The 7,452-nt window shown below is 46.0% G+C and carries 8 protein-coding genes; 6 read left to right on the top strand and 2 right to left on the bottom strand.

The window, feature by feature from the left end; translation table 11 throughout:
• The first annotated feature begins 7 nt into the window (after positions 1-7).
• Positions 8-769, top strand: a complete 762-nt coding sequence (locus tag AB1L17_RS26035; protein ID WP_412844533.1) for a class I SAM-dependent methyltransferase — start codon at positions 8-10, stop codon at positions 767-769.
• Positions 770-794: 25 nt separating this feature from the next.
• Positions 795-1,343, top strand: a complete 549-nt coding sequence (locus AB1L17_RS26040; protein ID WP_412844534.1) for a cob(I)yrinic acid a,c-diamide adenosyltransferase — start codon at positions 795-797, stop codon at positions 1,341-1,343.
• Positions 1,344-1,382: 39 nt separating this feature from the next.
• Here the strand turns inward: AB1L17_RS26040 and AB1L17_RS26045 are convergent, their stop codons facing one another.
• Positions 1,383-2,294 carry an SDR family oxidoreductase gene (locus AB1L17_RS26045; protein ID WP_412844535.1) on the bottom strand — a complete coding sequence of 304 codons (912 nt, stop codon included), beginning with the start codon at positions 2,292-2,294 and terminating at the stop codon, positions 1,383-1,385.
• Positions 2,295-2,412: 118 nt separating this feature from the next.
• Between AB1L17_RS26045 and nth the strand changes: the two genes are divergently transcribed.
• From nth to AB1L17_RS26060, 3 genes are all read left to right on the top strand, one after another.
• On the top strand, positions 2,413-3,105 hold the full coding sequence (nth, locus tag AB1L17_RS26050) for an endonuclease III (protein ID WP_412844536.1): 693 nt from the start codon (positions 2,413-2,415) through the stop codon (positions 3,103-3,105).
• A 145-nt stretch (positions 3,106-3,250) separates the two neighbouring features.
• Positions 3,251-3,685, top strand: a complete 435-nt coding sequence (gene perR, locus AB1L17_RS26055) for a peroxide-responsive transcriptional repressor PerR (protein ID WP_412844537.1) — start codon at positions 3,251-3,253, stop codon at positions 3,683-3,685.
• 273 nt (positions 3,686-3,958) lie between these two features.
• Positions 3,959-5,692 carry a glycosyl hydrolase family 18 protein gene (locus AB1L17_RS26060; protein ID WP_412844538.1) on the top strand — a complete coding sequence of 578 codons (1,734 nt, stop codon included), beginning with the start codon at positions 3,959-3,961 and terminating at the stop codon, positions 5,690-5,692.
• Positions 5,693-5,806: 114 nt separating this feature from the next.
• On the opposite strand, the gene AB1L17_RS26065 is transcribed toward AB1L17_RS26060, so the two are convergent.
• Positions 5,807-6,181, bottom strand: coding sequence for a YgzB family protein (locus AB1L17_RS26065; protein WP_047073749.1), 375 nt, complete (start codon positions 6,179-6,181; stop codon positions 5,807-5,809).
• A 117-nt stretch (positions 6,182-6,298) separates the two neighbouring features.
• Between AB1L17_RS26065 and AB1L17_RS26070 the strand changes: the two genes are divergently transcribed.
• Complete coding sequence (locus tag AB1L17_RS26070; RefSeq protein ID WP_412844539.1) at positions 6,299-7,159, top strand: nucleotidyltransferase-like protein; 861 nt, start codon at positions 6,299-6,301, stop codon at positions 7,157-7,159.
• Positions 7,160-7,452 lie beyond the last annotated feature (293 nt).

Here is a 7,452-nt window from a genome sequence, read left to right on the forward strand (position 1 = left end):
GGACCATATGGGCAATATGTATCAATGGGCTGACTATTACGATCTCACACAACGTGGTCTTGCGGGTGATGTTGAGTTCTATATGGAACAAGCCAAGCTGGCAGGAGGGAGGGTACTTGATCTCGCTTGCGGTACCGGAAGAATTAGCATTCCAATGGCGCAGGCAGGAATCGATGTTACCGGAATAGACCTTTCCCAGGAAATGCTGGCAAGGGCCCAGGAAAAAGCACAGGAGCAAGGTGTGACATCCGGCTTGAAGCTTTTGCAGGGCGATATGCGCGCCTTTGATCTGCAAGAGTCTTTTTCGCTGATTATGATTCCTTTTCGTTCGTTTTTGCACCTGTTGCATATTCAAGAACAAATGAAGGCATTGACGTGCATTCGCAAGCATTTGGCTCCCGGTGGGAAGTTCATCATGAACGTGTTTGTGCCCAAGATCAATCATTTTTACGAGGAAAATGAAAAGATGTCCTTGCGCGGCACCTATCCGCTCCCGTCCGGGGAAGAGGTTGCGATGTGGGATTACACCCGCTATGACCATTTTCAGCAACTGGCAGAAGTGACACGCATATACGAGCGTTGGGATACTAATGGTGTCATGAGTGAACGAGTGCAGGGGCGGTTTACTCTGCGCTACATATTCCCGGCGGAGCTTCATCACCTGCTTCGCTTAAACGGGTTGAAGGTGACACAAAGATACGGTTCTTTTGCAAAGACACCTTTTGACGCGAATAGCTCGGAAATGATTCTCGTTGCAGAGGCTTTGTAGACGCAAACCTGTGGAGGGATAATGGATGAAGATTTATACAAAGTCAGGGGATAAAGGTGAGACGTCATTGGTTGCAGGCGTCCGCGTGCCCAAGTTTGCGGACCGAGTAGAGGCTTACGGTACGTGTGATGAAGCCAACTCGCAGATTGGATTGGCACTGGCCCTGTTGCCTGCAACGGAAGAATGGAAGGAATTACAGGATGTCTTCCATGTCATTCAGACAAAGCTATTCCATGTAGGAGCGGAGCTGGCGACGCCAGAAGGCAAAAAAGTAGGCTGGCCGATTGCAGAAGAGGACGTTACTTTTCTGGAAGAGCAAATTGACAAGCTAGATGCGGATTTGCCGCCACTCACCAACTTTATTTTGCCTGGCGGACATCCCGCTGCGGCTGCCTTCCATGTTTCGCGTACGGTCGTCAGACGTGCAGAGCGCAAGGCTGTCCATGTAGCACAGCAGGAGCAGGTAAACCCTTCTGTGGTCAAATACCTCAACCGATTGTCAGATTACCTTTTCGTTGTAGCTCGTCATATTAATAAAGAGACAAATGCAGTAGAAAAAACATTGCATGAATAGGCAAAAGCCCCCTGGGATCAATCAGGGGGCTTCACTTTTTTATTTGGCACGCAGGTAAGTGCTGATTCCCGGGAGAAAGTCGATTTTCTCGGTGTGAAAAGTATCGTAGAGAAGCTTTTCGTCCTTGCATGCGTTTCCTTCTAGCAGCATAGTGAGCTGCGTGTTGGTAAGAGGAAAGAATGGAAATCTCTCCATCATATTTACTACAGGCTTCATCAAGGCAAGGGGAATGTAAATTTTATTGACCTTCCGCTTACCGAGGGCCTCGCCAATCGCATCTAGGATTTGGCCGAAGGAGAGTGGCTCGGGTCCACCTGTTTCATAGGTTTGATTAGTTGTTTCAGGCCTGCTCAAGGCTTGGACGAATACATCGGCAACCGTTTTGCGAGCGACAGGCTGCAAAGGAAAGGAGCCATCGCCAATGACCGGTGTGACAGGTAACCTTACCAGATCAGCGAGCATGTTCACGAATTCATCCCCGGGACCAAAAATAACAGATGGACGGAAAATGACGTACGGAATACCGCTTGCTTGCACCAGCTGTTCCGCTTCGTATTTGGTACGGTGATAGGCGCTCGTTGCGTTTTCGCGTGCGCCAAGGGCACTCATATGGACAAAGCGCTTGATTCCGGCTTGCTTGGCGGCCTCCAGTACATTTTTTGTGCCTTCTACATGAATACGAGAAAAGAGAATGCCTTTTCCCGGTTGTTCGCGAATAATTCCGACGAGGTGGATGACAGCATCGCAGCCTTGCATGGCTCTTATCAACGATTCTTTATCAAATAGATCGCCAGTAGCTTCCGTAATATGTGTATTTGCGGTTTCGCTGTAGGGAAGTTTACCTGTTGAACTAGCCCTGGTGAGGCAAACGATCTCATGCCCTTCTTCCTGCAAGCGTTCGAGTATACCCCGTCCAACAAAACCTGTGGCACCAGTCAGGAATACTTTCATGGAATACCTCCTCCAGTTAAATGCTTCCAGAATCATTGTACAACATGTGCAGTCTGCGGTGCTATCGATCGCTCTGTTGACCAAGGCGGTATAATGTAGGGAAAAGGGGGATATATTTATGGCACAACGCAAAGTACCTGTTGCCGACATTTTGGATAACCTGCAACAGCTTTATCCGGATGCGCACTGCGAGTTGAATTATACAACCCCATTTGAACTTCTCATTGCGACTATTCTTTCTGCACAATGTACAGATAAACGGGTGAACGAGATCACGGCACCCATGTTCCAACAGTTGAATCAGCCGGAGCATTATCTTCATTTGACACAGGAAGAAATGGAAGAGCATATAAAAGGGCTCGGGTTGTATAAGAATAAGAGTAAAAACATTTTAGAGACCTGTAGAATCTTGTACGAAAAATACAATAGCGAAGTACCGCAAACGCATGCCGAGCTGGAAGCATTGCCTGGGGTAGGGAGAAAGACCGCAAATGTCGTTTTGTCTAATGCGTTCGGAATTCCTGCGATTGCGGTCGATACCCACGTATTTCGCGTCGGTAATCGGTTAGGACTCGCGAACAGCGACAATGTGGACGAAGTGGAGCGTCAGCTCATGAAGCGCATTCCGAAAGAGCAGTGGACAGATGCGCATCACTGGCTGATTTGGCACGGCAGACGTGTATGTTCTTCGCGCAATCCACAGTGTGGCAGCTGTACACTTCAATCCATGTGTAAGTTTGCACTGGCGGAAGCAAAAAAAGTAAAAAAACCTACTACCAAAAAGCCTGCAAAAGCAAAGCAAATAACTTGATTTTCCACTTCTTTCTGTCCAAATCCGATGAATGGATATTGACAGTTTTCGCTGACTAGACGTACACTTATTTATAGTAATTCTAATCAATGACATTAGAGAAGCTAGTTCTTTTGTCTTGCGAAAGACTGTGGGGTGTAACAATATGGTACAACGTGTGGAGAAAGCTGTTGAAATCCTCAAGAATACCGGGGTTCGTATGACACCTCAGCGCCATGCCATTTTGACCTATTTGCTGGAGACGATGACTCACCCGACGGCTGACGAAATATATAAAGCCCTTGAAGGCAAATTCCCGAATATGAGCGTTGCAACGATTTACAACAATCTACGAGTCTTTAAAGATGCTGGATTGGTTACAGAGCTCACATACGGGGATGCGTCCAGCCGATTTGATGCCAATGTGGAAGAAGATCATTATCACGCGATTTGTTCCACTTGTGGGGCAATCAGTGACTTCCATTTTCCGTATTTACGGGATGCAGAAGAAGCTGCCTCCAAAGACATCGGTTTCAAAGTTACCGGACATCGTATGGAAGTTTATGGCGTTTGTGATTCCTGTCAAAAGAATCCCCACTAAGAATGTGTATGATGGATGAACACCTCCTGCTTAAATCGGATAATCCCGGTGATGCAGGGGGTGTTTGTTTTTGGTGGACATAACCCTTTCTGTCGATATCTGTAACCTTTTGGCTGCTCGTACGTCTTCTTTTTGGTAGGAAGCTTGTCCGTGATTTACCAGAATACAAAAGGTTGTGAATGGATTGAACCAACGATATGATCGAAATAATGAGTCAAATCATACAGCCCAAGTTAGAAGAAGGGCTTATGTACCGGGAAGTGGGTGGAGAGCATGAACAGGGAGTCGGGTAGAACTCTGCGACCAAGACGAAGGAAAAGAAGGGTGTTTCGCACTCTGTTTTTGTTAAGCTTTTTCTTGCTTGCCATCTTCGGCAGCATTTACTGGTTTTTTGTGCTCCGTGCATCGACTGAGCATGTGCAACCGTACGATGGGGACAAAAATGTGATTGTATACGAGGGCTCGCGTAAAGAGGACAATTATTTAGTGGAATCTGAGCAAATATTGCTGCCCTTTGATTTCATTAAAGAATACATTGATCCCGCGATATTTTGGGATGAGCCTACACGTTCCGTTATCGTTACGACGAAGGATAAGGTGCTTCGGATGGAGAGCGGCGAAGTGGTCGCTTATCTGAACAAAAAACCTGTGGATTTACTCGTTCCTGTCAAAGAAGTCGACGGAACACGCTATGTACCGTTGGATCCTTTGGAGAAGCTGTATCCTTATTCTTTTGAGCGAAAAGAAGATACAGGTGTCCTTGTGGTCGAAAAAGAGGGGTACGAAATCCAGCAAGCGAAAGTGATCGCTGCAGAGGAAAAGCAAGCAGTCCGTACTGGTGCTTCTCACCGAACGCCAATCGTTGCTGAGCTGTCGTCTGGAGAGGTAGTCGACATTCTTGGCAAAAAGGAAAACTGGTATCGTGTTTTGACGGCGTCGGGAGTAGGGGGGTTCATTTCAGAGAAAAGTATTGAAATGACCGATGTGCGCAAGGTTGAGTTAGAGCACACGACTTCCACGGGACAACAGCAAGCTGCTTGGAAGCCTGAAGGAAAGATAAACCTCGTATGGGAGCATGTCGTCAGTAAAAATCCGGATGTTTCAAAAATTGGTGAATTGCCTGGAGTAAACGTAGTTTCACCTACTTGGTTCGAAATGAAGGATGCGGAAGGAAATCTGTTGAATCGGGCCGATCCTGCATATGTGAAATGGGCGCATAAGAGAGGCTACAAGGTTTGGGGACTGGTTACGAACGGCTTTAACCCAGATTGGACCAAGTCTGTTCTTAGCAGCTATGATAAGCGAGATAAGTTGATTGCCCAACTTCTTTACTACGCTCATCTTTACGATCTTGATGGAATCAATATTGATTTTGAGAACGTGTATTTAGAAGAAAAAGAAGAACTCGTACAGTTTGTTCGGGAGCTGACGCCGTATCTTCATCAGCAAGGACTTACCGTTTCCATTGATGTGACGATCAAGTCAAATGCAAAGCAATGGTCCATGTTCCTGGATCGGAAAGCCTTGGCGGAGGTCGTCGACTATGTTGCGGTCATGACGTATGACGAGCATTGGGCAGCGAGTCCAAAAGCCGGTTCTGTAGCCTCACTTCCATGGGTGGAGAAAGGCTTGCAAGGAGTTTTGGAAGAAGTTCCTAATGAAAAGCTGTTGCTGGGTGTTCCTTTTTACACTCGCGTATGGAAAGAAGCCAAGCAGGCAGATGGTACTGTCAAGGTTAGCTCCAAAGCTTATTCCATGACGAAAGCACAGGAATGGATAAAGGAACGCAAGCTGACCCCGGTTCTTGATGAAGCTTCAGGTCAACATTACGTCGAGTATAAGGACCCGAATGATGGCAACGTCTATAAAATGTGGATTGAAGATGTATCATCTATGAAAAAGCGGATGGAGATCGTCAATAAGTACGACTTGGCAGGAGTAGCCTCTTGGCGTCGCGGTTTTGAGGTGCCGGAGATATGGGAAGCCATTGACGAGAGTTTGAAATAAAGAGAGACAGACAGCTTTCACGAAAGAAAGCTTTCACGAAAGAAAGCCACCTGCGTCCCGAATGCTCGGGAATTGTCAGGTGGCTTTTTACATATGAATGAAGAAGAAATCATATTATGTCTGGTTTTGCTGGGGATGCCCGTCTTCCAGGCGTAAAGGTTGTCCACAAAACATACAGGCGTCTTCTTTTCCCAACATCTTCGTTACTTTTTGGCATGAAGGGCATTGTACCTGCGGAGCTGAAGTGGAGACCATTCCGGAAATCATAAACAAGACCGTACTGCCCATTGTCAGAATGAACCCGATGATCAAAAGCAGCGTCATAAAAATGTAAGAGCCTTTTAAGAGGCTTCCAAGTAAAGGAATAAAGTCCAAATAACCTGCAAAAAATGCGTACCCTGTATACATCAGCAAAATGCCGATTACCATGCTCCAGTTGCCCCATGTGCGCATGCGTTTGATCTTGCTCAGGCGTTCTGTATTTTTCATGATCATTCCTCCTACCCTATAGTATAGCATACAAAGGATTTGTCTGTTGACAAGCAGGAAACGGACAAGACTTGTAGAATCCATAAGTTCAACCCAGGGGGCAGGGAGGAACAAGGCATGACTTTAAGGCAAACGTATCTGAAAAATCTCCAGCAGCGTTTGGATGTGCAAGCGGTGCTTGTTTTGAATGATTCGGATATGCTAGTTCCGTTTCGCGAGGGAATCTTTTATTTCGTCGTAGTAAATGAGCCCCAAGCTGATGGTAAAATCCGTCGCATGTTATTTCATGAACAGGTAATCATCGAAGAGCAAATCAGCACGTGGCAGCTGGAGAAGGGTGTAGTCTGCGGCTTGGACGAACGTCTTGCCGTGATGCTTAGAAAGGCAGAAATCATTTGGGACAAAGATAACTATATGAAACAAATGAAGCAGCGCCTTGCGAGTTTGTCTTCTTCCCTGCAAAAGAAGCATATCTGTAGTGAGTATTCCCAAATTCTTCGTTTTTTTCACGAGACGAAAGAGTTTTTGCAGCAAGGCATGATGTTGGATGCGCATCACTCCTCGATTCAAACGATTCATTATTGGGCGCGTCTCATTGTATATGAAGCGGGAGAGCATCCTCAACCAGCTTTATGGAAGCAAGTCAAACAGATAGATCCTTCTGTTTATAAGCTGTATGAGGAACTGTCGTTTCATGCAGAAGCATTGGAGAAGCGAATTGAACTACTTGTTTTGGCAATTGAATTTTGGATTGCATCCAAGACGAAGGAATCTGTTCGATACTTGGTGGAGGTCATGGAAACGAAATCAGGGCCTTGGTGTTTGGAAGAGTTGATGAATCATCCTATGATTCAAGAGGCGCAGATCGAGATTCCTCTCGTGATAGACAAGATGCTCCAACGCTTGCTGATCCAGGAGGTAGTTTGTAAAGAAGGCGAAAATGGCGACAAAGAAACAGGATTTATTTTATTGGGGTAAAAAAATTTCAATTAGTGTTGACTTCTGTTTGCGATCCATGCTATATTAACAAACGTCGCCGCTGCACTAACGCAGAGCGGTTGAGAAAAAACTTAAAAAAACACTTGATTTTTTGAGTGGATGTGTGATAAATTAAGAAAGTCGCCTCTGGGCGATGAAACAAAATGCTCTTTGAAAACTGAACAGCGAAAGCGTTAATGAGTCTATCATGAAATAATTTGCCAGCTTTGAACCAGTAACAAACTTTATTGGAGAGTTTGATCCTGGCTCAGGACGAACGCTGGCGGCGTGCC

This window comes from Brevibacillus jepli, assembly GCF_047229145.1.
GTDB lineage: Bacteria > Bacillota > Bacilli > Brevibacillales > Brevibacillaceae > Brevibacillus.